Origin of the sequence: Streptomyces sp. NBC_00775 (assembly GCF_036347135.1) — a bacterium.
Classification (GTDB): domain Bacteria; phylum Actinomycetota; class Actinomycetes; order Streptomycetales; family Streptomycetaceae; genus Streptomyces; species Streptomyces lutosisoli.
Genome location: NZ_CP108938.1, coordinates 7,258,962 through 7,285,856, shown reverse-complemented (window position 1 = coordinate 7,285,856; position 26,895 = coordinate 7,258,962). Strand labels below are relative to the sequence as shown.

The window sequence follows — 26,895 nt, the reverse complement described above, 5'->3', positions numbered from 1 at the left end:
GTGCCCGGCAGCGCGAGGTGCCCAGTCACCCGGCGGAGGGGGCGCGTCAGCGCCTCGGGGGCACGCCGGGTGGGCTAAGCGACGACCGGCCGGTGGGCGGGCGGGCGGGCGGGCGGGTCGCGCTCCGGACGTCGGCGGGACAGGCGCCGAGGGGCGACGAGATGCCGGGACCGTGATTGGCATTTCCGTCCCACCCGCTTGAAGGCAAGGGCAGGCGCCGCAAGGGCCCCGTCACCGAGCCGTGGAACGGAAATGCCAATCGCGTGCCGAAGCGGCCCGGCGCCACCCAGCCCGCTCGCCGTCAGCCGCCCCGCCGCCCACTCACCGTCAGCCGCTGAGCAGACCTGGCGTGCCCCCGGTCGGTGGAAGCGCCGGAAGCGCCGCCCCACTCACCGCTCGCCGCTAAGCCCACCCTGCGTGCTGGCGAGGCGCGACCGCGCTTCGGCGGCCCGGGGGTGACTGGTTACCCCCGGGCGCCGGGGGCCTACCTGGGAACCCCTTGCTTCCGGGCCGCTCGCTCGCTTCTCACCCGTGCTGGAGTGGTCCGAGTCAAGGGTGGAGCGAAGCGGAATCGGCGTAGCCGACGCGTAGCGCAGCGGAGCGCCCTTTACTCGGGGCGCGGAAGCACGACACTGGCCAAGAAGCGGGCGGTCCCACCAGCACCTCACGAATGGGCCCGAGCACGAGCACCCCGCCTGTGCGTCGCGCGGATCAGGACGCTGACCAGGACCGCGAGGTCGGCGGCACCGGCGGGGTCGTCCGCGTAGCGCGTGGTCTGCAAGGGGCCGACCTGGTCCAGCCGTACTCCCTCCAGGTCGAGGACGTACGCGAGGGTCAGCAGCGCCAGGCGGGCGTTGCCGTCGGGGAACGGGTGAAAGAAGGCGACGTCGAGGTAGGCCCTGGCCGCGCGGGCGGCGACGGGGACCTCGGGGTCAGTGCTCTGGCGCAGGCAGGCGGCGAAGTCCTGCCGGGTGTGCGGGGTGAGCGCATAGCGTTCGCGGCCGCCTTTGGCGAAGGCGTCGCCCTGGCGGAACCGCACATCGGGCACGCCCAGGGCCAGCCGCTGCCAGCTCGCCATCAGGTCGATGGTGAGAGGTCGCTTCCGGGCGGCATCGACACGGGACCGTGCCACCGCCGCGAGAAGCCTGTCGGCGCGAGCCGCATCCCGGGCGCGCACCGTCTCGTCGAACCAGGTGGCGAGCCCGTCCACCGCCGCCCGTACAGGGGACGGAGTCTCCCCCCGCACGGCAAACGAAGCGGCCCAGTCGACCTGCTCCCTGACCTCGCACCAGACGGCCAGCGAGTCGGCAGCCTCAGTAGTCACGGTACGGCCGCCGTCCCGTCAACCCCACCGCGAGATCCTCGCCCACCGTGTCGACCAGGACCAGGGACGGTCTCGTCCAGCTCTTGAACCGGCCGCCGATCGCCGCGTCGACCGCGCGTTCCGCGTCCTCCGGTTCCATGCCCGTGGAAGCGAGGAACCACTTCAGCACCGTACGGCAGAGCCCGTACCAGCCGCATTCGGCGCCCGTGCGGTCCACGACGAGGGTGACCAGGCGGGTCGCCGCGCGTTCCAGGTGCCAGCTGCGGTCCTCGGGGTCCGCGTCGGCGGGCGGTGCCAGGAGCGCGAACTTCTCGGCCAACTCCTCCAGCCAGTCGCGCCATTCGAGCAGCGAGGCGACGACCTTGGCGGCCGTGGTCTCCGGTTCGCCCACCGAGTGGGAGACACAGCACCAGCTGGCGACGACCCCGCCGCCACCGCCCTCTCCGATCGCCCAGCTCCACCCGAAGACCCACCGGCCATAGCGGTCCATCAGGAGCCGGGTCGCGGCATCGGTGAAGCGGTACCCCGCCTCCCATCCGACCTCGGAACGCGGACCCGGCACCATCGCGGCGATCAGCGCGACGAGCTCGGCTTCCTCCTCCCCGTCGTCGGTCCACACGAAGGGATTCCGTACGGGGTCCATCTCGGACCAGGGCGACTGCCAGGCCCTGCTCACCTCTTGGTCCAAAGCCGTGGTGTTCCTCCAGAACCGGTCGTTGCGGGACAACTGGCCGATCGTGCCGCACGCGTGAGGCGTTGTCATGCGAAATTCCGGGCCCGGACCGGACCTTGACAGGGCATCAGACCAGAGTTCTAAAGTACTAGGTAACTAGATGTATGGAGGAACTGGTGATCGAGTTTCACCTGGAGGACCGGTCGGGGGTGTCGCCGTACATGCAGCTGGTTCGCCAGGTACGGCAGGCGTTGCGGCTGGGGCTGATGCGGGAGGGGGATCAGTTGCCGACGGTCAAGGAAGTGGTGGCACGGCTGGCGATCAACCCGAACACCGTGCTGAAGGCGTACCGGGAGCTGGAGCACGAAGGGCTGGTCGCGGCGCGGCCGGGGGTGGGGACCTTCGTGACGGCGACGCTCGCCGACGCCTCGCTCGCCGCGCACGGGCCGCTGCGTCAGGACCTGCGGCGCTGGCTGGCCAAGGCCCGCAGGGCCGGTCTCGACGACGAGAGCATCGAGGCGCTGTTCATGACCACCTTTCGGACCGCCGCTCAGGAGGACATAGCGTGACGACCATCCTGAAGGCCCAGGGACTGGGCAAGAAGTACGGGCGGCGGTGGGCACTCACCGACTGCACGCTCGACATACCGGCCGGGCACGTCGTCGGACTGGTCGGCCCCAACGGGGCGGGAAAGACCACGCTGTTGAAGCTGGCCTGTGGTCAGCTCGCACCGACGGCGGGCAGCATCGAGGTGCTCGGCGGCACTCCCGGGTCCAGCACGGCGCAGCTCGCCAGGGTCGGGTTCGTCGCCCAGAACACCCCCACCTACGCCGGGCTGACCATCGCCGACCATCTGAAACTGGGCGCCAAGCTGAACCCCGGATGGGACGACACCCTGGCGCGGGAGCGGATCGCCCGGCTCCGCCTCGATCCCACCCAGCGGGCGGGCAAGCTCTCGGGCGGTCAGCGCGCCCAGCTCGCCCTCACCCTCGGTGTCGCCAAGCGGCCCGAGCTGCTGATCCTCGACGAGCCGGTCGCCGCGCTCGACCCGCTCGCCCGGCGCGAGTTCCTGCAAGGGCTGATGGAGGCCGCCGTCGAACAGGAACTGAGCGTGGTGCTCTCCTCCCATCTGGTCTCCGACCTGGAACGGGCCTGCGACTACCTGATCGTGCTCGTCGACTCCCGGGTCCGGGTGGCCGGAGAGGTCGACGAGCTGCTGGCCACCCACCACCGGCTCACCGGCCCGCGCCGCGACCCCGCCCGGCTCCCCGCCGACCAGCACGTCATCACCGCCAGCCACACCGACCGGCAGACCACCCTTCTCGTCCGTACCGATGCCCCGATCCACGACCCGTCCTGGACGGTCAGCCAGATCGGCCTCGAAGACCTCGTCCTGGCCTATATGCACGAGCCCGCCGACACCGGCCACCGCCCCGTACTGGAGGTCCAGCGATGACCTGGCTGACCTGGCGTCAGTTCCGCGCCGCCGCCGCGATGATGGGCGCCGCGCTCGTCGTGCTCGCCGCCGCCCTGGCCTTCACCGGCCCGGGTGTCGCCGACGACTACTCGACCGGGATCGCCGCCTGCACCGCCCAGACCGACGGCTGCGCGTCCTTCCTCGACCGGTTCTTCCAGCAGCATCAGACCGGCTTCCTCGCGGTCACCGCCGCCGTACTGCTCCTGCCCGCCGTCATCGGGCTCTTCTGGGGCGCGCCGCTGATCACCCGCGAACTGGAGTCAGACACCCACCAGTTGGTGTGGAACCAGAGCATCACCCGCACCCGCTGGCTGAGCGCGAAGCTCGCCCTCACCGGCCTGGCCTCCATGATCGCCGCGGGGCTGGTCACCCTCGCGGTGACCTGGTGGTCCGGCCCCATCGACAAGGCCGCGGGCGTCTCGGACTTCCCGCGGCTGGGGCCGGTGGTGTTCGACGCGCGCGGCATCGTCCCCATCGGATACGCGGCCTTCGCCTTCACCCTCGGCGTGGTCGTCGGCATGCTCGTCCGCCGCACCCTGCCCGCCATGGCCATCACCCTGGCCGTCTTCCTCGCCCTCCAGATCGCCATGCCACTGCTGGTCCGGCCGCACCTGTTCACCCCCAGCCACGCGACCGTCAAGATCAGTTCCGCGAACGTGGACGGCCTGTCGATCCGCCGTAAGGGCGGGCCGATCACGCTGACCATGTTGTCGAAGGCGCCCGACGAGGGTGCCTGGATCCTGTCCAGCCGGCTCATCGACGCGAAGGGCCGCACGGTGCACGGCAGTCTCCCCCTGTCCTCGGCCAGCGGCCCGTGCGCACCGGGCGGGTCCCCCGCCGACGCGGCCAAGACGTGCTTCGCCGAGATCAACCGCCTCGGCTACCGGCAAGAGGTGACCTACCACTCCTCCAAGCGCTTCTGGGACTTCCAGTGGGCCGAGACCGGCATCTTCCTCGGACTGACGGCGGGCCTGGCCGGGGGCTGCTTCTGGTGGATCCGCCGCCGCCAGATCTGACCGTCACCCCCTCCCGGGGGCACTCCTGGGGGCACTTTGGGGAGCACGGTGGGGGGCACGGTGGGGGGACACCAGCCCCGCCTCGTACGCGATGATCACCAGCTGCACCCGGTCACGCGCGTCCAGCTTCGACAGCAGCCGGGTGAGATACGTCTTCGCCGTGGCCACGCTGATGAAGAGCTCTTCGGCTATCTCGGTGTTGGACAGCCCCGTACCGACGAGCGTCAGCACCTCGCGTTCACGGTCGGTGATCGCGGTCAACTGCCGTCGCTTTCGCGGCTGTTCGGGACGGGCGGCGGTGAAGTCCTGGATCAGGCGACGGGTGACGCTGGGGGCGATCAGGGCGTCACCGGCCGCCACGACGCGGATCGCCGCGAGGATGTCGTCCAGCGCCATGTCCTTCACCAGGAAGCCGGACGCGCCCGCGCGCAGCGCCCCGTACACGTAATCGTCGTCGTCGAAGGTGGTGAGGACGACGATCTTCGTCTCGCCGCCGCCCTCGGTGATCCTGCGCGTCGCCTCGATGCCGTCCACGCCCGGCATGCGGATGTCCATCACCACCACGTCGGGGGCGAGTTGCCCGGCGAGGGCCACGGCCTCCTCGCCGTTCGCGGCCTCGCCGACCACCTCCACGTCCTCGATGTCGGCGATGACCATCCGCAGGGCCGTACGGATGAGCTGCTGGTCGTCGGCCAGGACCACGCGGATCGTCATCACGCGGCCGCCGCGGCCGTCGCCGGGACGGGGAGGCGGGCCGTCACCCGGAAGCCGCCCTCGGGGCGCGGCCCGGCCGTGAACTCGCCGTGCAGCAAGGTCACTCGCTCGCGCATGCCGATGAGGCCGAAGCCGGTGTCCGTGGACGTTCCCCGGCCGCGGCCGGAGTCGGTGATGTCGACGGCCACGTCCTCGTCCCCGTAGTCGACGGTCACCCGGCAGGTGGCCGTGCCCGCGTGGCGTACGACGTTGGTGATCGACTCCTGGACGATGCGGAACGCGGACAGGTCGATGTCCGGCGGGAGTTGGCGCCGTTCGCCCCGCCAGCGGACGTCCACGCGCACCCCCGCGGCGGTCGTCGCGGCGGCCAGCCGGTCGAGGTCGGCGAGCCCCTCGGCGGGACGCAACTGGGCGGCCTCCGGGACATGGGCCGCCCGGCCCTGGTCCGCCTGCCGCAGCGCCACCAGCATGCGGCGCAGCCCCGCGAGGGTCTCCCGGCCCGCCGTCTCCACCGCCGTCATAGCCTCGCGCGCGGCGTCCGGCTGGGTGTGTACGACGCGGGCCGCCGCGCCCGCCTGGAGGGCGATGATGCCGATGCTGTGGGCGACCATGTCGTGCATCTCCCGGGCGATACGCAGGCGTTCGTCGATGACGGCCTGGCCGGCGGCCTGGACGCGCAGCTTCTCGGCGTAGGCGCGGGTGCGGTGGGCGGCGTCGCCCAGCAGCCAGGCGACGACGGCCGTCAGCGCGACGGCGAGCTCGTCCGACACGCCTATGCCCCAGCCGCGCAGCAGCCGTACGGTCAGCCAGGCCACCAGGACGCCGAGCGCCATCGAGACCGCGGTGACGCCCGTACGGCGCGAGTGGGCGGCGGCGATGAAATAGAGGGCGACGTCGACCGCGAGGAACTGCGACAGCTGGATCGCCCCCACGGCCAGGTTCGTCGTCGCGAAGCCGGCCGCCGTGAGCAGCAGGGCGAGGGCGGTCAGCGGCCGGCGCGACAGCAGCCGGCTGCCCGCCAGCGCCAGCGCGGTGGCCAGCGCGAGGATCACGAGGCCGTCCCACCGGTAGAACTGGACGGCGACCTGATACTGGGCCGCCTCCTCGCCGGGCAGCCTGATGCGCGCGAGGAACGTGAACACGGCGGTCGCACACCAGGTCAGGGCCACCCAGGCACCCGGCGGCACGCGCTTGAGCAGGGGAAGCGGCGGCGTGACATGCATGCGCCGATCGTAGGCTCGCGCCACCGGCACGGCATCGGCCCGCGGATGTACACCCCGGGTCGACACCCGCTCCGGGGGATTGTCCGCGCCGGGCCGATGTCCTTGACCCGTCCCCGGCGAGACGGTGTTCCGCGTGATCGAAGTCAACGAACTGACCAAGCGCTATGGACCCACCACGGCGGTCCGTAACCTCTCCTTCAGCGTGCGCCCGGGGCATGTCACCGGGTTCCTCGGCCCGAACGGCGCGGGCAAGACGACGACCCTGCGCATGCTCCTCGGCCTGATCGCCCCGACCGGCGGAACCGCCACCCTCGACGGCCGCCCCTTCCGGGACCTGCCGCGCGGGCTGCGCCATGTCGGCGCACTGCTCGACGCGGGTGATGTGCACGGCGGCCGCAGCGCGCGGGCCCATCTGGCGGCCCTCGCCCGCAGCAACCGGATCCCGTACGGCCGGGTGGACGAGGTGCTGGAGGAGGTCGGGCTGACGGGTGCGGCGGCCCGACGTCGTGTCGACGGCTTCTCCCTCGGAATGAAGCAACGCCTCGGTATCGCGACGGCGTTGCTCGGCGACCCGCCGGTCCTGATGTTCGATGAACCGCTCAACGGTCTCGACCCGGAAGGTGTGTTGTGGGTACGCGGGCTGTTCCGGCGACTCGCCGCCGAGGGCCGTACGGTCTTCGTCTCCAGCCACCTGATGTCCGAAATGGAGAACACCGCCGACCAGTTGATCGTCATCGGACGGGGTGAACTGATCGCCGCGGAGAGCGTGACCGCGTTCGCGGCGCGCGGCACGCGGCTCACCGTGACCGTACGCACGCCGGACACCGACCGGCTGGCGGCCGTGCTGTCCGCCGAGGGCGCCGCCGTGGCGCCGTACGACGACCGCACCCTGAAGGTGACGGCGCTGAGCGCCGCGCGCATCGGCGAACTCGCCTTCCAGCACCGCGTCCTGCTCGAAGAACTGACCCCGCAGGCGGCCTCGCTGGAGGCGGCCTTCATGGAACTGACCGCCGACAGCGCCGAATTCCTCGCCGGAGACGCCCGATGACGACCACGACACCCATGGCGACCCTCGCCCCGCCCGCTCCCCGCTTCACGGACCTCCTGGCCGCCGAGTGGATCAAGCTGCGATCCCTGCGCTCGACGTACTGGGCGCTCGGCACCGGCGCGCTGGCGGTCATCGCCTTCAACGCGAACGCGGCTCGGGTCGACGCGGCCGACTTCCCCAGGTTCAACGGCCAAATGCGGGACCACATCGGCCAGTTGGCCCTGCGCGACGCCTTCTCCGACGGATCGGCGTTGATGCTGATCCTCGCGGTGGCGAGCGTCGGCGCGATCACGATCGTCGGCGAGTACTCGACGGGCCTCGTCCGTACGACGTTCGCGGCGGTTCCGGACCGCCGCGCCCTGATGGCGGCGAAGGTGACCCTGGTGACCGCGGTCATGACGGTCTACGGCGCGCTCGTCGCGGGCGCCTCCTTCGCCTCGACCCAGGCCATCCTCGACACCCGCGACGTCGGTGTCCCGCTCTCCTACCCCGGCGCCCTCCGCGTCATCGCCGCCTCCGCGCTCCTCGCCCCGGTCTGCGCCCTCGCGGGCATGGCCCTGGGCGCCGTGATCCGGCACAGCGCGACGACGATGGTCGCCACCACCGCCGTACTCCTCCTGATCCCCAGCTTCATCACCGACCGCTACCAGTGGACGGCCGCGGTGCGGCACGCCCAGCCCATCAACGCCTGGACCCGCCTCGCCGACATCGCCTTCGGCCACGACCCCTTCACCCTGGTCCCGCCCCATCCGGCGACGGTCACGGGCGCCTGGATCACCTTCGCCGCATGGGCGGCGGTCTCGGCGGTCGTCGCCGTCGTGGCGGTGGACCGCCGGGACGTTTGACCCGTACCCCGTACGCCGTCAACAGCTTGTGGACGGGGGTGCGTTGTGCCAGCGTGCTGCCGCATGAGCGACGATCAAGAACGGGATACGACGCTGGCGCGGGCGATCGGGCTACGCGAGCGCGGCTCGGCGGCCGAGGCCCGTCCACTGCTGCTGACCCTGTCCGACCGGCATCCGGCGGACACCGAGATCGCGTACCAGACCGCCTGGGTCCACGACGTCCTCGGCCTGGAGGCGGAGGCGGTCCCGTTCTATGAACGAGCCCTGGCAGGAGAGGGGTTGTCGGCCGAGGATCGCCACGGCGCGTTTCTGGGCCTGGGTAGCACTTACCGCGTCCTGGGGCGCCACGAAGAGGCGGTGACGTGTCTGCGCCGCGGCCTGGAGGAGTTCCCCGGGGACCCGGCCCTGCGGTCGTTCCTGGCCATGGCCCTGTACAACGTCGGGGAGTCCCGAGAAGCCGTACGGACCCTGCTGGAGGTCGTGGCAGCCACCAGCGCCGACACCCGCGTACAGAGGTATCGGCGGGCGATCGAGCACTACGCGGGGGATCTGGACGCGGTGGAGGGCTACTAGGCGGCTTCGCGTCCACCACCGTCAGGCCGGCCGATGCTGAGTCAGCATTTCAGCGTACGTGGCCATGAGGCTGGGGCCGATCTGTTGCGTTGCCGCTGAGCGGAGCGCCTCGTTCGCGAAAACGAACGTTGGGGTTGACGCCTCATCCCGGTGCGGCCCCTTCCAGGACGGCGCGCAAGCGCGCGGCGAGCGGCAACTCCGACGGAGGGCCCGCGGAAGCCACCGGGGAGAACGTTTAGGGGCGTGCCGCGAACGCGTCCATGAGCGTGTCGATTCTGAGGCGCAGGTCCGCGGAAGTGGCGCCGGTGAGGGCGACGGAGACCTCGTTGCCGCCGCGTGTGTTGGCGAGGCGGACGTTCAGGGAGTGCAGGGAGCTGTCCAAGGGGTAGCTGTACCAGGCGTCCGGGGTCTCGTCGTCGGTCGTTTCGAGGCCGATAGAGACGGTTTCCCAGTCCGTTTCGTCGAACCACATGCTGTTGTAGCGGGCCAGGAGTTCGAGGAAGGAGCGGAGGTGAGGGCGCCAGATCCAGCCCCTCATCTCGTCCGACTCGGTTTCCGGGTCGGACACTTCGGCCTCGGGGCCGTTCCCGTCCGCCGGGGCGATGGCGGTCATGCGAAGGCCCGCGCTCACCGCGTGACGGTCCCTGATGGTGGTCCTCAGATGCGCCCAGAGATCGAGCTGGCGGCAAGCGGTGGCGGGATCGTACGCGGCCGTCGGCAGTTGCGGGATGCGTTTGCGGCCGGTTTCATCGAGGCGGTAGGGAACGTCGAACGCCGTTTCCCAGCGGGTGAGTTCGGGGCTGAAACGTTCCTCGGCCTCGTCCGCGCCGACTCCGAAATACCGGGCGATCTCCTCCCAGGAACTGCCGCGCTCCCGCTCGTAGACGACGGCCCGCACCAGCGTCCGCTCGGCGGACGCGACGAGCTGCGCCGCCTCGCTGACCCGGCCGCCGGGACCGCAGTACGCGTCGTGTCGCGTGATGACCAGTTCACCGGCGGATCCGGCGATGCCGTACGCGGCCTGACTGAGCACGAGGCGGGCCAGTGCCTCTCGGGAGTAGGCGCGGCGGTCGTCGTCGTACGGGGTCGTCTCGGGGTGGGGCACGCGGCTCAGGGTTCCACAGGCCCGCGCACATGGCGTACCGAATTTTCGGCGGACGGGCTTCACTGATGTGTCCGTGGATCTGCATCCGGAGAGCGGCGGACTCCGGTTCCGCGGCAGGCGGCCCTAGGCTCACTCGTCGGCGGTGAAGCGGCGGACGTATCTCCGCTGCCACGGCGTCTCCACCGCGTGCCGGTCGTAGTGGCGGCGTACGAAGTCCACCGCCTCCCCCGGCGGTACTCCGTCGAGGACGGCGAGGCAGGCCAGGGCCGTGCCGGTGCGTCCCCGGCCTCCGCCGCAGGCGAGCTCGACGCGGTCGGCGGGCGCCCGCTTCCATGCCTCGGCGAGGACCGCGCGGGCCTCGCCCCGGTCGGCGGGCAGCCTGAAGTCCGGCCAGCGCAGCCAGTGGTATTCCCACGGGACTTGGGACGGCGGCTTGCCGAGCAGGTACACGGCGTACGTCGGCGCCGGACCGTCACTCGGAAGCGGCCGGCGCAGGGCGCGCCCACGCACCAGCCGCCCGGAGGGCAGACGGAACACACCCGCGCCGTTCGGATCCCAGGTCTCGGTCACTGGAGCAGGGTAGGGCGGGCAGGCGGTGGATTTCTTTCGCCCCCGCCGCCCCTACCCGTCCCATCCCTGGGGGCTGCGCCCCCAGACCCCCCGCTAAAAGACTGCGCAGTTCCCCGCGCCCCTAAAAGACAAAAGACGGGGGCGGGCCGGGGGGCAATGGGGCGCAGCCCCGAGCCTTCAGGGGCGCGGGGAACTGCGCAATCTTTTAGCCCAACCCCCACCCACCCGCAGCCAAAGAACCAAGCCAGCCCCGCTCAGCTCACCCCGCGCGACTCCTGTGCCGCCCGTGCCTCGATCCCCCGGAAGTGGTCCGCCATCGCCCGCTGCGCGCCCTCGACATCGCGGGCGCGCAGCGCCGTGACGATGTCGCGGTGGCGGCGGACGGTCACCTCGGGGGCCGGGTCGTCGGTCCAGCCGCGTACGCCGGCGACGCGGCTGAAGACGGTCCAGAAGGCGCCGAGGAGCTGCGGGACGAGGGCGTTGCCGAGGGACGCGTACAGCAGCTCGTGGAATTCGCGGTCGAGTTCGGGGAAGGGGCGGCCTTCGCGGCCGGCCGTCTCCATCCGCTCCACGACGGATTCGAGGCCGTCGAGTTCCGCCTCGGAGAGCGTCGCGGCGACCCGGCGGATCAGGCCCTCCTCCAGGACCTCGCGGACTTGCAGTATCTCCGCCAGCGCACCCGTCTCGTCGTCCGGTTGGGCGAGCGTGCGGAAGGTGAGACCGTCGACGAGCGGGGTCAGGGAGGCCTGGCCGACGTAGGTGCCGTAGCCGTGTCTGATCTCCACTATGTCGAGTGCCTGTAGGGCCTTGAGGGCCTCGCGGACGGAGTTGCGGCTCACGCCGAGGTCGGTCATCAGCTCGGTCTCGGTGGGCAGCGGCGCACCGGCCTGGAGCTTGCGGTCGAGGATCAGCTGCATGACCTCGCGCTGGATCTGGCCGCCCACCCGGCGCTCGGGCCGACGCCGGTTCCCGGTCTCCTCAGACATGCGCCGCATCGTACGCTCGCTGGACATCCGACGTCCCACCTCCGGACTGATTAAACGTCAGGCGAATACATCGCCGGGTGATTAGATGCCGGGTGATTGAACGCCAACTGGCGTCAACTACCCCTATTCACACCGTCATTGGTCGCACCTCTGGAAGATACGCCATTCGTGTGCGATCCCTTGACCGTCCTCACAGCCCCTCTTATGGTCACGCTGCCCCCTATGACGTAGGACGTCGTATCTCCCCACACCACTCCTTGCTGGAGGAACCGTGCGCGACGTGACCGACACTCCGGCGCTGCACCGCCGGTCGTTCCTGAAGTACACCGGCGCCCTCGGTGCGGCCGCCGCCCTCTCCTCGTCGCTGGCCGCCTGCTCGTCGGGGCCGGAGTCCACGAATGACACCGGCGGCTCGGGCAGCGGCAAGAACGCCACGCTGACGGCTGTCATCGGCTACGGAAACGACGGCAGCTGGGATCCGACACAGACCGCGTCCGCCTTCTCCATGGCCGCCAACAACCACATCTACGAAGGTCTGCTCGACACGGACCCGATCTCCCGCGAGCCGTACGAAGCGCTGGCCACCGCCGTGCCGGCCGATCTCAGCGGCACGTCGTGGAAGTTCACCCTGCGGGCGGGCGCCACGTTCCACGACGGCAAGCCCGTCACCGCCGACGACGTGGTGTTCGTCTACGAGCGGATCCTCGACCCGAAGACACAGACCCTCGCCAAGGGCTTCTTCGCCAGCTGGCTGAAGGAGGTCAGGAAGATCGACGCGCAGAACGTCGAGCTGGTCCTCAAGTTCCCCTTCCCCGAGGGGATTTCGCGGCTCACCCTGGCGAAGATCATGCCGAAGCACGTCTTCTCCCAGCCGGGCGCCTGGGACGACGCGATCAAGGGCAAGGCGGTCGGCTCGGGGCCGTACCGGCAGACCGCGCACCACCCGAAGTCGAACACGACCTTCGAGGCGTTCGCCGCCTACAACGGCCCGCGCAAGGCGGCCTTCAAGAAGATGAACTGGCTGACCATAGTGGATGCCGCGCCCCGCGTCGCGAAGATCTCCGGTGCCAGCGCCGGCGCGCAGATCGCCGACAACATCCCGTACGCCAATATCCAGCAGCTCAGGAAGGGCGGCATGTCCGTCCAGGGCGGCGCGGGCATGAACAACCTCTTCCTGATGTTCAACACCCAGCACAAGCCGTTCGACGACGTACGGGTGCGGCAGGCGCTGCACTACGCCATCGACACCGGCAAGATGGTCGAGGTCGCCCTCAAGGGGCATGGAAAGCCGTCGTCCTCGTTCCTCAACGAGGGCAACCCGAGCTACCGGCCCGCGAAGACCGTCTACACGTACGACCCCGAGAAGGCGAAGAAGCTCCTGAAGGAGGCCGGGGTCAAGGGGCTGAAGATCGAGATCTTGTCGGTCAACGTCAGCTGGATCGTGGACTGTCTGCCGACCATCAAGGCGTCCTGGGACGCGATCGGCGTGGAGACCACGCTCTCCCCGCAGGAGACCACGGCCGTGTTCACCAAGATGGACCAGAAGCAGGACTACCAGGTCGTCGCGGCCGCCTCGAATCCCAATCAGTTCGGGCTGGATGCCGACCTGATCATGCACTACAACTACGGCCCCCAGAACCTCTGGATGGGTTACGCCCGCTGGGCCGGCAACTCCGTGGCGAAGAAGCTCTTCAAGGACATGGACCTGGCGACGCAGGAGCCGGACGCCGACAAGAAGAAGACGATGATCCAGGACTACATCGACGTCGTCGCCGAACAGGCCGTGCTCTACCCGGTCGTGCACAACGAACTGATGACGGCGTGGAACCCGACGAGGCTCACGGGGATAAGGGCACAGCCGTACCCCGGCATCAATCTGCTGCAAGCCAAGTGGGTCTAGGCCCAGGCGACAGGGAGTTCGTACGTGGTCGCCATCGCCAGGATCCTGCTGCGCCGCGTCGCGCTGCTCGTGCCGCTGATGCTCGGAATCGTCCTGTTCGTGTTCCTCGTGATGCGGTTCTCCGACGTCGACCCGGCGTCGGCGTTCTTCCAGGGCGCCAATCCGACCCCGCAGCAGCTGCACGACTTCCGGGAGCAGAACGGGCTGCTCGACCCGCTGCCGGTGCGCTACTTCCACTTCGTGGGGGACCTGCTCCACGGTGACATGGGCACCAGCGCGCTCACCCGGGGGTCGGTCCTCGACCAGGTCACCACCGCGCTGCCGCTCACGCTCCAGCTCACCTTCCTGGGGCTCGGCATCGCGGTGGTGCTCTCGCTGCTCGGCGGGGTCACCGCGGCGATCTACCGCGACCGGCTGCCCGACCAGATCATCCGCGTCGTCTCGCTCACGGGGGTGGCGGCGCCCGGTTTCTGGCTGGCGCTGCTGATGATCCAGTATCTGGCCGTCGACCAGGGCTGGTTCCCGACCGGCGGCTACATCAACCCGGCCGACTCGCTGAGCGGCTGGCTGAAGACGATGGCCCTGCCCGCGCTCGCGCTCTCCCTGCCGGTCGCCGCGCAGCTCACCCGGATCGTGCGGACCTCCGTGGTCGAGGAGCTGGACAAGGACTACGTACGCACGGCGATCGGCAGCGGGCTGCCGCCCCGCGTGGTCGTCGGCCGCAACGTCCTGCGCAACGCCCTGATGAACCCGCTCACCGTGCTGGGGCTGCGCGTCGGGTATCTGCTCGGCGGGGCGGTCGTCATCGAGACGATCTTCTCGCTCCCCGGGATGGGGAAGCTGATGATCGACGCCGTGAAGAACGGCGACCCTGCGGTCGTGCAGGGCGTCGTGCTGACCACGGCCATCGGATTCGTGGTCGTGAACCTCGTCATCGACATCCTGTATCTGCTGGTCAACCCGCGACTGAGGGATGCGACCTGATGTTCACGCGCAAAAGCCTCGCGGAGTCCCTCTCCCGGCCCGGTGTCCGGCTGCGCGGCTGGCGGCGGCTGCCCCCGCTGTCGAAGATCGCGGTCTGCTTCCTCGCCGTGGTGCTGCTGGTCGCCCTCCTCGCACCGCTGCTGGCCCCGCACGACCCGCTCGACCAGCAGGCGCCGGTGGACGGCACCGGGCACCCGTCCGCCGGTCACTGGATGGGGCAGGACAGTCTCGGCCGGGACATCCTCAGCCGGCTGATGTACGGCGCCCGCTGGTCCCTCGCCATCGGACTGGGCGCCACCGCGCTCGCCCTCGTCGTGGGTGCGCTCCTCGGCGCGGTCGCGGCGACCTCCCGCAAGGCGGTCGACGAGACGCTGATGCGCTGCCTGGACGTGGTGATGGCGTTCCCCGGCATCGCGCTCGCCGCGGTCCTGGTGGCCGTCTTCGGCGGCGGCATCACGGTGCTGATCTGCGCGATCGCGTTCCTGTTCACCCCGCCGGTCGCCAGGGTCGTACGGGCGAACGTCCTCGACCAGTACGGCGAGGACTATGTGACCGCCGAGCACGTCATCGGCGCCCGCACCCCGCACATCGTCATCAGGCACGTGGCCGTCAACTGCGCCGCCCCCGTCCTGGTGTTCTGCACCGTGCAGGTCGCGGAGGCGATCGTCTTCGAGGCGTCGCTGTCCTTCATCGGCGCGGGCGTACGGCCCCCGGACCCGTCCTGGGGCAGCGTCATCGCGGACGGCAAGAACATGGTGCTGACGGGCGGCTGGTGGGCGACCGTCTTCCCGGGCCTGCTGATGCTGATCACCGTGCTGTCGCTGAACATCCTCTCCGAGGGTGTCTCGGACGCGTGGGCGGCGCCGGCGGCCAGGGACGTGTCCGCGCCCGCGGCGGAGGACCGGCTGGAGGCCCCCGAGCCCGGCAGCGGGACGGTCCTGGAACTGCCGGGTCTCACGGAAGCGGCGGCGCGCCTGCGCGCACGGGCCCGCCCGCTCCCCTCCGGCCAGCAGCCCGTTCTCGCCGTCGAGAACCTGGCCATCGGCTTCGACGCCCGCCACGCGGGGGTGGACATCGTCGACGGCATCAGCTTCGAGGTGCAGCCGGGTGAGGTCCTCGGTCTGGTCGGCGAGTCCGGCTGCGGCAAGTCGCTGACGGCGCTGGCGGTGATGGGCCTGGAGCCGAAAGGGGCTCGGGTCCGCGGCCATGTCCGGTTCAACCAGCGGCAGTTGGTCGGCGAGCCGATGCGCGTACGACGTCGGCTGCTGGGCCATGAGATGGCGATGATCTACCAGGACGCGCTGTCCTCCCTGAACCCGGCGATGACCATCAGGGCGCAGCTCAAGCAGGTGATACGGCGGGGCGGCAGGCGGACGGCCACCGAACTGCTGGACATGGTCGGCCTGGACCCCGAACGCACCCTGCGCAGCTACCCGCACGAGCTCTCCGGGGGCCAGCGCCAGCGCGTCCTGATCGCGATGGCCCTGTCCCGCAGTCCCAAGCTGATCATCGCCGACGAACCGACGACCGCCCTCGACGTGACGGTCCAGGCGCAGGTCATAGAGCTGCTGCTGCGGCTGCGCGAGGAGCTGGACTTCGCGCTGATCCTCGTCTCGCACGACCTGGCCCTGGTCTCGGCCGTCACCGACCGGGTGGTCGTCATGTACGGCGGCCAGATCGTCGAGACGGGCGTGACGGCGGATCTGGTGGAGGCGCCGGCCCACCACTACACGCGCGGGCTGCTGGGCAGCGTCCTCTCACTGGAGTCGGCGGCCGAGCGCATGACCCAGATCAAGGGGGTCGTACCCTCCCCCGCCGACTTCCCGGCGGGCTGCCGCTTCGCCGACCGCTGCCCACTGGCGAGCGAGGTGTGCCGTACGACGACGCCGGACCTGGTGGGGACGCGGACGCACACGGCGGCCTGCCACCACCCGGCGGCCGGCCTGGCGACGACCGGGGAGAGCGGAGGCGCGGTCGCGCCGGCCGATCCCAACGGAAGCGAAGAAGGGGCCGTCACATGAACGCGCTGGTGCGGCTGTCCGACACGCACGTCGTCCACAAGGCCCGCAGCGGCGGCGTGTTCACCCGGGACAAGGTGTACGCCCTCACCGGCGCCGACCTCGCCATCGCGCCCGGCGAGACGGTCGGCGTCGTCGGCGAGTCCGGCTGCGGCAAGTCGACGCTCGCGAAGGTGCTGGTGGGGGTGCAGCAGCCGACGTCCGGCACGGTGACCTTCGGTGGCCGCGACCTGTGGTCCCTGAAACCGGCCGAGCGGCGCACGGCCGTCGGCGGCAGCACGGGCATGATCTTCCAGGACCCGTCGACGGCCCTGAACCGCCGCCTGCCCGTACGGCAGATCCTGCGGGACCCGCTGGACGTACACCGGCGCGGCACGACGGCCGAACGAGCGGATCGGGTACGGGAGTTGATGTCGCTGGTCGGTCTCCCCCGCGCCCTCGCGGACGCCCTGCCCGGCCAGCTCTCCGGCGGCCAGCGCCAACGCGTCGCCATCGCCCGCGCGTTGGCCCTGGAACCGGACCTGGTCGTGGCCGACGAGCCGACGAGCGCGCTGGACGTGTCGGTGCGCGCCCAGATCCTGAACCTGCTCCTCGACCTGAAGGAGCGCCTGGGCCTGGCCCTGGTCTTCGTGTCTCACGACATCCAGACGGTACGGCGGATGAGCGACCGGGTGATCACGATGTACCTCGGCCGGATCGTCGAGGAGTCACCGGCCGACGAGGTCACCGACCGCTCCCGGCACCCGTACACACGGGCGCTCTTCTCGGCGACCCCGGGCCTTCTGGACCCCATCGACCCGATTCCGCTGGTGGGCCCGGTCCCGTCGGCGACTCACCCTCCCTCCGGCTGCCCGTTCCGTACGCGCTGCTGGAAGGCGGACGAGGTGTGCGGGTCCGTGATGCCGGACTTCGCGGCCGCGTCGAGGCCGGATCACCGTTTCCGGTGTCACCATCCTGTGGAGGAGGGCCAGTCGACGCGCGCGCTGGTCGCGCAGGCCGAGTCCGCCGCCTCGGCCACCGCCATGGCCGACGTCCCGTTCCAGCAGCACATCAGGGAGCCTTCATGACGGCCCACCCGTCGCCCACCATCACCCTTTCAAGGCCGCGCTTCGCGCCTTTCTCAATTCCGTTGACCGGTGTCGTACCGCCCGTCTGTACTCCCCTGACACCGGAACGCGAGGTGGACGTCCCGTCACTCATCAGGCTGGTCGATCACCTGGTGAACGGCGGGGTGCACGGCTTGTTCGTCCTCGGCTCGACGTCCGAGGTGGCCTATCTGACGGACGCGCAGCGCCGACTGGTGGTGGAGACGGTGGCCGCGCATGTCGCCGGGCAACTCCCCGTCCTCGCGGGCGCGATCGACATGACGACGCCGCGTGTCCTGTCCCACGCCGCGGCCGTCACGGCGGCGGGCGCCGACGCGATCGTGGCCACGGCGCCGTTCTACACCCGCACCCACCCGGCGGAGATCGCCCGCCACTTCCGCCTGATCGCCGCGCGCTCGTCGGTGCCGGTCTTCGCGTACGACATCCCTGTCTCCGTCCACACCAAGCTGAGCGCGGAGCTGGTCCTGGAGCTGGCAGCGGACGGCGCACTGGTGGGCCTCAAGGACTCCAGCGGCGACCTGGGCGCCTTCCGCTCCGTCGTCACCGGCGCCCGCGCCCACCCCGACATCACCGGATTCACCCTCCTCACCGGATCCGAGACCGTCATGGACTCCGCGCTGGCGCTGGGGGCGGACGGGGCGGTGCCCGGGCTCGCCAACGTGGATCCGGTCGGGTACGTGCGGCTGTACGACCTGTGTATGGCGGGCGACCGGGAACGGGCCCGGGCCGAACAGGAGCGGTTGTGCGCATTGTTCGGGATGGTGGGCGCGGGTGATCCAGCCCGGATGGGCGGCAGCTCGTCGGCCCTCGGCGCCTTCAAGGCGGCGCTGCACCTGCGGGGGATCATCGACTGCCCCGCAACGGCGGAGCCTCAGGTTCCACTGTCGGGGGGCGAAGTGGAGCGGGTGGGAAAGTATCTGGCGGGGGCGGGACTGCTGTAAAAAGTCTCGCCAAAAGGTCTCACCCCTTCCTGGCGGTGACCGCCACCGTCGCGTACCGCATCGTGAAGCTGCCGCCCATCGCGTCGATGGCGGCCCCGACGCCCTCCAGCACCTCCGCCAGCGGGTCCGCCGGGAGCTGGGTGAGGATGCCATGGGTGGGCATCTGGTCCAGCCACGCGTCCCGCGTGTAGGACCACTCCCAGTCGAATCGCCACTGCTCCGGTTCGTTGAACCCGCCCGCCTCGCGGATCCCGTCGGCGGCCTTGGTGAACAACTCCTGGTACACATCCATGGCCGCTCGCTCCGTCATCGCCCGGAAGTCGAACGGCGAGTCGGGCATCACCCGTCGGCAGACCGTGACGAGGGCTTCCGTGATCTCGGGCGGCAGGTCGAACACATGCCAGAACGCCGCCAGTCGGCCGCCGGGCCGCAGCACCTGTGCGGCCTTGGCGGCTCCCGCGACCGGGTCGATCCAGTGCCAGGCCTGTCCGGCGACGACCGCGTCGAACGTCCGGCCGGCCGGATCCCAGGCCTCGAACGTAGCCACGTCGACCCCGCCCCCGACCCCGAACCGCCGTGCCATGTCGGCCATCCGCGCGTCGGGCTCGACCCCGAGCACCTCGCAGCCGGCCGCCTGGAACTGCCGGGCGGCGATACCGGTGCCACAGCCGACGTCGAGGACGTCGGGCCCGGGGGCGGCGGCGACGATCCGGTTCACCAGGGCGTCGGGGTAGCGGGGCCGGGCCCGGTCATAGCGTTCGGCGTCCGTGCCGAAGGACTCCGCCATCTGTCGGGCGCGATGCGGCTCGTTCGCTCGATGAGACTCATTCCCGGAAGGACGACGTGCAGGCTCCGGCTGTAAAGTGGGCATGCGCCCACTATGAATGGGCAAGCGCCCACTCGTCAACGGGCGGGCCAGGCGGGCCGGTACAGCGAAAGAAAGAGGTACGCACGGTGCCGACAGGGGTAGCCATCCGCGACGCTCGGGAGCAACTGTTCGACGCCGCCGAGCGCGTCCTGCTCCGGGACGGGCCGAGCGCCCTGACCAGCCGGGCGGTCACCACGGAGGCGGGCTGCGCCAAAGGCGTCCTGCACCGGCACTTCGCCGACTTCGACGCCTTCCTCGCCGAGCTCGTCCTGGACCGTGTCCGCCGGATCGACGACCAGGCCGCCGCCCTGCGCGACTCCGCCGGAACAGGCACCGTCGCCGACAACCTCGCCGGCGCGCTGACGAACCTGTTCGGTTCGGTCGCCGTGGCGATCGTCGGCCTCGTCACCTCCCGCGACGACCTGCGCGCGCGGCTCCGCCGAACCACACCGACCGGCATCCCCCTCCTCACGGAAGCCGCCGCCATGATCGCCTCCTACCTCACCGTGGAGCGCGACCTGGGCCGCATCACGACGGACGCCGACATCGACGCCCTCGCCCCCACCCTGATCGGCACCGCCCACCTCCTCTACGCCGACCGCAAAGGCACCCCGCCACAACCCGAAGCCGTCCACAGGGCCGTGGCGTCGGCCATCGCCGGGGTCGCGCGATAGCAGCCTTCTTCGCCCCCGCCGCCCCTACCCGTCCCATCCCTGGGGGCTGCGCCCCCAGACCCCCCTAAAAGATTGCGCAGTTCCCCGCGCCCCTTAACAGGGGTGGTTCGTCGGGTGCGGGACGGTGGGGGCTGGTCGCGCAGTTCCCCGCGCCCCTGAAAACCCGGGGCGGGCGGGGGATCGCGGGCGCAGCCCCGCGCCGTTAGGGGCGCGGGGAACTGCGCGAGCAACCCCCACCGGCCCGCAGTCGACGAACCGGCCCACGGGGTCTGGGGCGGAGCCCCAGAAGGATGGGACGGGTAGGGGCGGCGGGGGCGAAACCCGCCTACCCCAGCACGCCACTCACGGGCACCCGCCGAAACTCGATCGTCTCGTACGCCCCCTTCACCCCGGTCTCATACAGCACCCCAACCCGACCCGAACCAAGCTGCACAAGGTCCGAGTACGCCGCCCGCAACGAAGACAGCGTCATCACCTTCGTGAAGCTCGCCCCCTCGTCCACGCTCCGCCAGATGGCCATCGACTGACGGACGGTGGGAACAGAGGGCGCGGAAAAGAGAAGAGGCGCACCGGCCCCACTCAGTTGCAGCACACTCGCCTGAACCACAGGCACATCGTTCAGCGTGGGCTGGATCCTGTAGGGGCGGTCCAGGCTCTCCGCTCCGTCACTGGAGTAGGCGTCGAGCCGATTGCCGGCACTCGCGCCGTTCTGGTCCCGGGCGGTGAAGTACACCCGCCCGTCGGGAAGTTCGGCGGCACCACTCTCGTTCGCGTTGGCGACCCCGTCGTACGAGTGGTCCACGAACCCCAGCCTCCACGTAAGCCCGCCGTCGTCACTGTAGATGGCGTGCGCGCCGTAGTACTTGGGCTCCTGCCCGCTGTCGGCGGAGCCCACGGGCGGCGCCGCGGAGTGGTTCGCGGGCACCACCAGCCGCCCGGCGTGCGGACCGTGACCGAGGGCGATCGCGTGGCCCGGCCCCGTGGCGTACCACCGCCACCCCCGCGGCTTCACCTGCGCCGTGATGTCCCGCGGAGCCGAGAAGTGCCGCCCGTCGTCGCGGCTCGTCTGGACGAAGACGCGACGGCTCCGCCCCGCGGTGACCTCGCCCCGCATGATCTTCGCCTCGGTCACCGCACCGCTGTTGTAGGACGTGAGGAGGACGATCCGGCCGGTGCGGGGGTCCACGACCGGTGCCGGGTTGCCCCGGGTGTTCCCGCCCCCGGACGCGACCACCCGCAGCGGCCCCCACGAACAGCCGCCGTCCAGGGAACGTCTGAGGACGACGTCGATGCGCCCGGTGTCGCCGGCGCCGTTCTGCCTCCCCTCCGCGAAGGCGAGCAACGTACCGGCACGCGTCGTGACCGCGGCGGGGATGCGGTACGTGTCGTAGCCGCCCTGGCCCGCGGTGTACGGCACGGACGAGGTACAGGCCCGGGTGGCGGGCGGCGCGCCCGACGCGGTGCCGGTCCCCGTGAGGGCGGCGAGACCGGCGAGGAATCCGACGGCTGCCGTCGGCGCGACCATACGGCTCGTGATGCTCATGGCACTCCCTGGACCTCGGAGGACATAGGACGTGGGATGTCCAGGAGGAGCTATTGCCCAAAAAGGGCACAGCGACACACATGCCACTACAGCGTGTTGACGTGACGTCAGTTCAGCGGGCGCTTCAACACGCCCCCGGAGTGACGAGTCCCGACTCGTACGCCACGATCACCAGCTGAGCCCGGTCCCGCGCGCCCAGCTTGCCCATGATGCGGCTGACATGGGTCTTCGCGGTCAGCGGGCTCAGGCCCAGCGCCCCCGCTATCTCGGTGTTGTTGAGGCCGCGCGCGACCAGCGCCAGCACCTCGCGCTCCCGCTCGGAGAGGCCGTCGGGGCCACCCGCCACGGGCACGGGAGCCGCCGGGCCGCGCAGGAAGCGGGCGATCAGGCGGGCGGTCGGGCCCGGTGACAGCAGGGCGTCCCCGGCGGCCACCGTGCGGATGGCGTCGAGGAGTTCGGCGGGCCTCGTGTCCTTCACCAGGAAGCCGGAGGCGCCCGCACGCAGGGCCTCCGCGATGTATTCATCGGTGTCGTACGTGGTGAGGACCAGGACCCTGACCCCGGCCAGGTTCTGGTCGGCCGCGATGAGCCGGGTCGCCTCGATGCCGTCCAGGTCGGGCATGCGGATGTCCATGACGACCAGATCGGCCCGCGCGCTGCGCGCCAGCTCCACCGCCTCCCGCCCGGTGGCCGCCTGTCCGACGACCTCCATGTCCCGCGCCGACTCGACGAGCATGGCGAACGCGGCCCGCACGAGCGTCTGATCGTCGGCGAGAAGTACGCGAATGGTCATCGGGGCTCGCCTCGTTCGAGTTCGGGTGCGCGTACGGCTTCGTCATCACGTACGGGGTCGAGATCCCGTGCATCTGCCTGCATGGGAACCGTGACCGCGACCGGGCCCGGGCCCACCAGTGGCAGCACCGCCGACACTCCGAACCCACCGCCCTCCCGCACCCCGGCCTCCAGCGTCCCGCCCACACTACGAGCCCGCTCCCGCATCCCCACGAGTCCGAACCCGGGCGGGCCGCCCGCGTCGCCGACGCCGTCGTCCGTGACCGTCACCCGCAGCGCCCAGTCGTCCGCCCGCAGGGCCACGCGTACCGTCACCTCGGGGCCCGCGTGCCGTACCGCGTTGGTGAGCGCCTCCTGGACGATCCGGTGGGCGGCGGCGCCCACGGCGGACGGGACGCCGGCCGTCGGTACCGCGATCTCCGTCTCCACCTTCGCGCCCGCGGTGCGCGCCGCGGTCACCAGGTCGGACAGTCCGTCGAGGCCGGGCAGCGGGCCGCGCCCGTCGCCGCCGTACTCCGGCGCGCGCAGCACCTCCAGCGTGCTGCGCACTTCGCCGCGTGCGGTGCGGCAGGTCTCGGAGATGTCGTCGAGGGCCCGGGCGACCGCCTCTCGGTCCAGGCGGTCGGGGTCGGCGGCCAGGACGTGCGCGGCGACGGATGTCTGGACGCCGATGAGCGTGATGGTGTGGGCGAGCAGATCGTGCAGGTCGCGGGCGATGCGCAGGCGTTCCTCGGCGACCCGGCGGCGCGCCTCCTCCTCGCGGGTGCGTTCGGCGCGTTCGGCGCGTTCGACGACCGAGGCGACGTACTGCCCGTGAACGCGGACGTACACGCCGAGGACGATGAACGCGACGATCCAGCCCGCGACGCGCAGCGCCTCGGCGCCCTCGGCGGCGCCCTTCGCGAACTTGACCGTGAGCATCAGGCCGATGACGCCGCTGCCGACCAGGAGGGAGCGCAGCGGGCGTCCCGTCACGGCCACGGTGAACAGGGCGAGCATCGAGGCGGCCAGCGGCGCCGTGTGGTTGAAGTCGAGCGCGTGGTACGGGCCGGCGAAGGCGACGAGCGCGAGGAACGCGGTGAGCGGGGCGCGGCGCCGCCACACCAGTGGAAGGTGCGCGGCGATCAGCAGGGTCCAGCCCAGGGCGTCCGGACGGCGGCCGTCGGCGCCGACCGTGAGCGCCACGGTCACGTCGACGACCAGCAGCACGGCGGCGAGCAGCGCGTCCTGGCGCAGTGCCCGTGCGGGGTCGACGGTCCCCCGGTGTGCGAAGCCGGTGAGGTGCAGCATGCGTGTGGCGTCCACCGCTTCATCCTCCGTGAGAGGGCGCCCCTCCGGGAGGGAGGGGCGCCCGATGTGGTTCAGATGTGGTTCACATATCAGTTCACATATTGGTTCGTATATGTACAGATGTGGTTCAGCCGACGGCGACAGGGGTCCGCGGCTCGGACTCCTGCTCCGGCTCGCGCGACAGCCGGCCCGGCCACCACACCCTCCGTCCCAGCGCCACACTCGCGCTGGTCACCAGATACGTCCGGACGAGGAAGGTGTCGAGCAGCACCCCGACCGCGATCACGAACCCGAGCTCGACGAGCTGCACGAGCCCCATGTTCGTCAGCACCGCGAAGGTCGCCGCGAGGACCAGCCCCGCCGAGGCGATCACACCGCCCGTCGTCCGCAGCGCGGTCAGCGCGGCGGCGACCGGTTCGGCACCCGACAGCGACTCCTCCCGCATGCGGTGCATCAGGAAGATCCCGTAGTCGACACCCAACGCCACCAGGAAGACGAAGGACAGCAGGCCGAGCCCAGGGTCGGTCCCCTCGAAGCCGAAGAGCGGCCCGAAGACCAGCCCGCCGATGCCGAGCGCCGCGCCCCACACCGCGATCACGGCGACGACCAGCAGCAGCGGGGCGACCAGACTGCGCAACAGCACGATCAGGATCAGCAGCACGGAGACGAGCACGATCGGTACGACGACGAGCCGGTCGCGGGCGTTGGTGTCCTGAAGGTCGATCTGCTGGGCGCTGGCGCCTCCGACGTACGAGCCCGAGCCCTTGAGATCCGCCCGGAGCGACTTGATCGTGGCGGTCTCGGCCGCCGACTGGGGTGCGCCCCGGGCGATGACGGAGATCTCCGTCCAGCCCTTTGCGCTGCGGCCCCGCTCGGCGCTCGCGACGCCCTGGTGGTCCCGCACGGTGGCCAGCGCGGCGTCCGCCCGTCCGGTGGGGGTGATCACGGTGAGCGGCTGGGTGCCCTGCCCCGGGTAGGCCTTGGCGAGGGTCTCGATCGCGGCGACCGAGTCCGGCTTGTGGGCGAAGGTGTCCTGCTGCTTGAGCGCGCCGGGCAGATTCAGCGTGCCGAGGGCGAGCGCCCCGAGCAGTACGGCCCCGCCCGCGAGGACGGCGTACGGCCGCCGCCCGGCCGAACTCCCCATGGCGGAGAAGAGGTTGCGCCGCTGCTTGGGCTGGCTGCCGAAGGCGGGGACGAGCGGCCAGAACACCCGCCGCCCGAGCAGGACGAGGAGGGCGGGCAGCAGCGTCAGCATGGCGACGAGCGCGCACAGCACACCCACCATGCCCGTCGGGCCCATGCCCCGGCTGCTGTTGAGGTCGGCGGCGAGCAGGCACAGCAGTCCGGCGGCGACGGTGCCGGAGGAGGCGAGCACGGCGGGCCCGCAGCCGCGCAGGGCCTGCCGCATCGCGTCGTACGGCCGCTCCACGCGTCGCAGTTCCTCCCGGTAGCGGGAGATCAGCAGCAGCGCGTAGTCGGTTCCGGCGCCGAACACGAGGATCGTCATCACGCCCGAGCTCTGGCCGGAGACGCTGGTGCCGAACGCCTCGTGGAGCCCGTAGGCGACGCCCATCGACAGATAGTCGGCGACGCCCGCGACGGCGAGCGGCACGAGCCACAGCAGCGGGCTGCGGTAGATGAGGATCAGCAGGACGGCGACCACGGCGACGGTGGTGTAGAGCAGCGGCCCGCCGAGGGAGTTGTAGACCTCGGCGGCGTCGGTGGCGAGCGCGCCCTGCCCGCCGACGTCGACGCTCAGCCCGTCCGCTCCCCGTGCGACATCGCGTACGTCGTTGACGAACGCGTCCCGCTTCTTCTCGTCGGTGCCGGGTGCGGAGCTGGCGACCGGGTACATCAGGGTGGTCCCGTCCCGGGACGGCACGCCCTTCGGGGTTCCGGTGAGCGGGTTCTCCTTGGTGATCTCGGCGATCTGGCGCGCGGCCGTCGCGCGGTCGGCGGCGCTCAGTCCGCCGTCGCGGTGGTAGACGAGGACCAGCTCGGTGGTCTCGCCACCGGGCAACTGGTCCTCGATCTTCGCCACTTGGGTGGAGTCCGCGCTCGCCGGGAGATAGTCCACGGCGCGGTCGTGCTGCACGTCCGCGAGTTTCGCCGCGAACGGCCCGACGAAGGCCAGCACGGCCACCCAGAGCCCGAGCAGCACCCAGGGCACGGCCCTTCGTCGCGTACGCGTGGTTGTCTTTCCGGGCCCCATGGCGGGGTCCTCCCCTCCTGGCCGGGTGTCTGGACAGTCACCAGACTCCCGGCGCACGACGCCTGATTCGTCGCGCCGGAGGGCGAGTTCGGGGGTACTCCGAGGGGTGGCGGAACGGGGGGATTACTCCCTGGGGAGTATTACGAGGGTGTACGCGCCGCCACCAGCAACCGCGTCACGTCGTCCGAGCAGATCGTCAGTGCCGCGCCCACGGTGGCCAGGACATCCCGCTCGGCGGGTGTGTACGGCCCGTCGGCCAGCGCGATCCGCGCGCCCTGGAGGAGGATGGCCTCCCGGCCGGTGGGGGCGAGGTGCGGGGCCAGCGGATCCAGGGCCTCGTGGAGCTCTATGGCCAGACTCGCCCCGCACGGCTCCCCGAAGACCCGCCCCGTGTCCGAGGCGAGTGCCTCGACGAGCGCGCTGAGCTGGTCCTCCGTGCAGTCGTCGAAGCCGGCCGAGCGGACCGCGCCGGCGGCGGTCTCCAGGGACGTACGGGCGCAGGTGCCGCCCGCGGCGAGGACGGCGAGGGCGACGGTGTGGACGGCGTCGCGGAGCATCGCGGAGAAGCGGGTGGTGGTGGGGTGGTCGAGGACGTCGGCGCCGTAGTGGTGGCGGCAGGCGGCGCATTCGACGACGGGCCCGGTCTCGCCGCGCGGGAGAACGGGAACGCCGAGGAGGGTGAAGCGGCGGCGGCCGGTGAGCCGCTGGTAGTTGCGGTCGCCTCCGCAGCCGGGGCAGAAGAACTCGCCGTCGCCTACCGTCGTCCACGCGGTACGGGTGCCCAGGATGCGGGGAACCTCAACTGCACGACCGTTTCGTCCCCATCCTGGCAGCACGCTCGCACACCTCCGTAACGCCGCGGCAACATCGCCGCGCTGGCGTGATGTTAGCCACATTGTTGATGCGGAGTCAGTACCCCGGACGAGACCTGCTCGTGACCTGCACCGGGATTGGCCGGTAAACGACGGGGCCCCGCCCGCCTGTAAAGGCGGACGGGGCCCCGAAAAGCGCCG

Annotated in this window: 25 protein-coding genes; 12 read left to right on the top strand and 13 right to left on the bottom strand. The window is 71.1% G+C overall.

What is annotated here, in order from left to right; genetic code table 11:
• Window positions 1-664 precede the first annotated feature (664 nt).
• Window positions 665-1,324: a Fic family protein gene (locus tag OIC96_RS32425; RefSeq protein WP_330304457.1), complete on the bottom strand. Its 660-nt coding sequence runs from the start codon at window positions 1,322-1,324 to the stop codon at window positions 665-667.
• Window positions 1,314-2,087: a hypothetical protein gene (locus OIC96_RS32420; protein ID WP_330304458.1), complete on the bottom strand. Its 774-nt coding sequence runs from the start codon at window positions 2,085-2,087 to the stop codon at window positions 1,314-1,316. The genes OIC96_RS32425 and OIC96_RS32420 overlap by 11 nt, the downstream gene beginning before the upstream one ends.
• A gap of 74 nt (window positions 2,088-2,161) precedes the next feature.
• Between OIC96_RS32420 and OIC96_RS32415 the strand changes: the two genes are divergently transcribed.
• From OIC96_RS32415 to OIC96_RS32405, 3 genes are read left to right on the top strand one after another with little or no spacing between them, the layout of a single operon-like run.
• Window positions 2,162-2,566, top strand: coding sequence for a GntR family transcriptional regulator (locus OIC96_RS32415; RefSeq protein WP_330304459.1), 405 nt, complete (start codon window positions 2,162-2,164; stop codon window positions 2,564-2,566).
• Entirely contained in the window at window positions 2,563-3,453 is an 891-nt protein-coding gene (locus OIC96_RS32410; RefSeq protein ID WP_330304460.1) for an ABC transporter ATP-binding protein, read from the top strand. The genes OIC96_RS32415 and OIC96_RS32410 overlap by 4 nt, the downstream gene beginning before the upstream one ends.
• Complete coding sequence (locus OIC96_RS32405) at window positions 3,450-4,490, top strand: ABC transporter permease subunit (protein ID WP_330304461.1); 1,041 nt, start codon at window positions 3,450-3,452, stop codon at window positions 4,488-4,490. Before OIC96_RS32410 ends, OIC96_RS32405 begins: the two co-directional genes overlap by 4 nt.
• A 3-nt stretch (window positions 4,491-4,493) precedes the next feature.
• Here OIC96_RS32405 and OIC96_RS32400 read toward each other — a convergent pair whose 3' ends face one another.
• Both OIC96_RS32400 and OIC96_RS32395 read right to left on the bottom strand, forming a co-directional pair.
• Window positions 4,494-5,204, bottom strand: a complete 711-nt coding sequence (locus tag OIC96_RS32400; RefSeq protein WP_330304462.1) for a response regulator transcription factor — start codon at window positions 5,202-5,204, stop codon at window positions 4,494-4,496.
• Complete coding sequence (locus OIC96_RS32395; protein WP_330304463.1) at window positions 5,204-6,427, bottom strand: sensor histidine kinase; 1,224 nt, start codon at window positions 6,425-6,427, stop codon at window positions 5,204-5,206. The genes OIC96_RS32400 and OIC96_RS32395 overlap by 1 nt, the downstream gene beginning before the upstream one ends.
• 133 nt (window positions 6,428-6,560) lie before the next feature.
• On the opposite strand from OIC96_RS32395, the gene OIC96_RS32390 reads away from it, so the two are divergent.
• The 3 genes from OIC96_RS32390 to OIC96_RS32380 all read left to right on the top strand — a co-directional run bounded on the left by OIC96_RS32390 (window position 6,561) and on the right by OIC96_RS32380 (window position 8,893).
• Window positions 6,561-7,475, top strand: coding sequence for an ATP-binding cassette domain-containing protein (locus tag OIC96_RS32390; RefSeq protein WP_330304464.1), 915 nt, complete (start codon window positions 6,561-6,563; stop codon window positions 7,473-7,475).
• Window positions 7,472-8,320, top strand: coding sequence for an ABC transporter permease (locus OIC96_RS32385; RefSeq protein ID WP_330304465.1), 849 nt, complete (start codon window positions 7,472-7,474; stop codon window positions 8,318-8,320). The genes OIC96_RS32390 and OIC96_RS32385 overlap by 4 nt, the downstream gene beginning before the upstream one ends.
• Window positions 8,321-8,383: 63 nt before the next feature.
• Window positions 8,384-8,893 carry a tetratricopeptide repeat protein gene (locus tag OIC96_RS32380; protein WP_330304466.1) on the top strand — a complete coding sequence of 170 codons (510 nt, stop codon included), beginning with the start codon at window positions 8,384-8,386 and terminating at the stop codon, window positions 8,891-8,893.
• A 235-nt stretch (window positions 8,894-9,128) separates the two neighbouring features.
• On the opposite strand, the gene OIC96_RS32375 is transcribed toward OIC96_RS32380, so the two are convergent.
• From OIC96_RS32375 to OIC96_RS32365, 3 genes are all read right to left on the bottom strand, one after another.
• Window positions 9,129-9,998: a hypothetical protein gene (locus OIC96_RS32375; RefSeq protein WP_330304467.1), complete on the bottom strand. Its 870-nt coding sequence runs from the start codon at window positions 9,996-9,998 to the stop codon at window positions 9,129-9,131.
• Between the two features lie 129 nt (window positions 9,999-10,127).
• A complete protein-coding gene (locus tag OIC96_RS32370; protein WP_330304468.1) occupies window positions 10,128-10,568 on the bottom strand; it encodes a protein-tyrosine phosphatase family protein in 441 nt (146 codons plus the stop codon).
• A 254-nt stretch (window positions 10,569-10,822) separates the two neighbouring features.
• A complete protein-coding gene (locus OIC96_RS32365) occupies window positions 10,823-11,563 on the bottom strand; it encodes a FadR/GntR family transcriptional regulator (RefSeq protein WP_406502257.1) in 741 nt (246 codons plus the stop codon).
• 262 nt (window positions 11,564-11,825) lie between these two features.
• On the opposite strand from OIC96_RS32365, the gene OIC96_RS32360 reads away from it, so the two are divergent.
• From OIC96_RS32360 to OIC96_RS32340, 5 genes are read left to right on the top strand one after another with little or no spacing between them, the layout of a single operon-like run.
• Complete coding sequence (locus OIC96_RS32360) at window positions 11,826-13,454, top strand: ABC transporter substrate-binding protein (RefSeq protein ID WP_330304470.1); 1,629 nt, start codon at window positions 11,826-11,828, stop codon at window positions 13,452-13,454.
• A 24-nt stretch (window positions 13,455-13,478) separates the two neighbouring features.
• Window positions 13,479-14,438: an ABC transporter permease gene (locus tag OIC96_RS32355; RefSeq protein ID WP_330304471.1), complete on the top strand. Its 960-nt coding sequence runs from the start codon at window positions 13,479-13,481 to the stop codon at window positions 14,436-14,438.
• The gene (locus OIC96_RS32350) at window positions 14,438-16,459 is read left to right on the top strand and encodes a dipeptide/oligopeptide/nickel ABC transporter permease/ATP-binding protein (RefSeq protein ID WP_330304472.1); all 2,022 of its coding nucleotides are present in this window, start codon (window positions 14,438-14,440) and stop codon (window positions 16,457-16,459) included. The genes OIC96_RS32355 and OIC96_RS32350 overlap by 1 nt, the downstream gene beginning before the upstream one ends.
• Complete coding sequence (locus OIC96_RS32345; protein WP_330304473.1) at window positions 16,456-17,523, top strand: ABC transporter ATP-binding protein; 1,068 nt, start codon at window positions 16,456-16,458, stop codon at window positions 17,521-17,523. Before OIC96_RS32350 ends, OIC96_RS32345 begins: the two co-directional genes overlap by 4 nt.
• Window positions 17,520-18,503 carry a dihydrodipicolinate synthase family protein gene (locus OIC96_RS32340; protein WP_330304474.1) on the top strand — a complete coding sequence of 328 codons (984 nt, stop codon included), beginning with the start codon at window positions 17,520-17,522 and terminating at the stop codon, window positions 18,501-18,503. The genes OIC96_RS32345 and OIC96_RS32340 overlap by 4 nt, the downstream gene beginning before the upstream one ends.
• Before the next feature lie 19 nt (window positions 18,504-18,522).
• Here the strand turns inward: OIC96_RS32340 and OIC96_RS32335 are convergent, their stop codons facing one another.
• A complete protein-coding gene (locus tag OIC96_RS32335; protein ID WP_406501626.1) occupies window positions 18,523-19,374 on the bottom strand; it encodes a class I SAM-dependent methyltransferase in 852 nt (283 codons plus the stop codon).
• 83 nt (window positions 19,375-19,457) lie between these two features.
• On the opposite strand from OIC96_RS32335, the gene OIC96_RS32330 reads away from it, so the two are divergent.
• Entirely contained in the window at window positions 19,458-20,045 is a 588-nt protein-coding gene (locus OIC96_RS32330) for a TetR/AcrR family transcriptional regulator (RefSeq protein WP_330304476.1), read from the top strand.
• A gap of 325 nt (window positions 20,046-20,370) precedes the next feature.
• Here OIC96_RS32330 and OIC96_RS32325 read toward each other — a convergent pair whose 3' ends face one another.
• The 5 genes from OIC96_RS32325 to OIC96_RS32305 all read right to left on the bottom strand — a co-directional run bounded on the left by OIC96_RS32325 (window position 20,371) and on the right by OIC96_RS32305 (window position 26,718).
• Window positions 20,371-21,588, bottom strand: a complete 1,218-nt coding sequence (locus tag OIC96_RS32325; protein WP_330304477.1) for a sialidase family protein — start codon at window positions 21,586-21,588, stop codon at window positions 20,371-20,373.
• Window positions 21,589-21,712: 124 nt separating this feature from the next.
• On the bottom strand, window positions 21,713-22,381 hold the full coding sequence (locus OIC96_RS32320; RefSeq protein WP_330304478.1) for a response regulator transcription factor: 669 nt from the start codon (window positions 22,379-22,381) through the stop codon (window positions 21,713-21,715).
• Complete coding sequence (locus tag OIC96_RS32315) at window positions 22,378-23,670, bottom strand: sensor histidine kinase (RefSeq protein ID WP_330310092.1); 1,293 nt, start codon at window positions 23,668-23,670, stop codon at window positions 22,378-22,380. Before OIC96_RS32315 ends, OIC96_RS32320 begins: the two co-directional genes overlap by 4 nt.
• 127 nt (window positions 23,671-23,797) lie before the next feature.
• Entirely contained in the window at window positions 23,798-25,882 is a 2,085-nt protein-coding gene (locus tag OIC96_RS32310) for an MMPL family transporter (protein WP_330304479.1), read from the bottom strand.
• Between the two features lie 140 nt (window positions 25,883-26,022).
• Window positions 26,023-26,718 carry a TerB family tellurite resistance protein gene (locus tag OIC96_RS32305; RefSeq protein ID WP_330304480.1) on the bottom strand — a complete coding sequence of 232 codons (696 nt, stop codon included), beginning with the start codon at window positions 26,716-26,718 and terminating at the stop codon, window positions 26,023-26,025.
• Window positions 26,719-26,895: the final 177 nt, after the last annotated feature.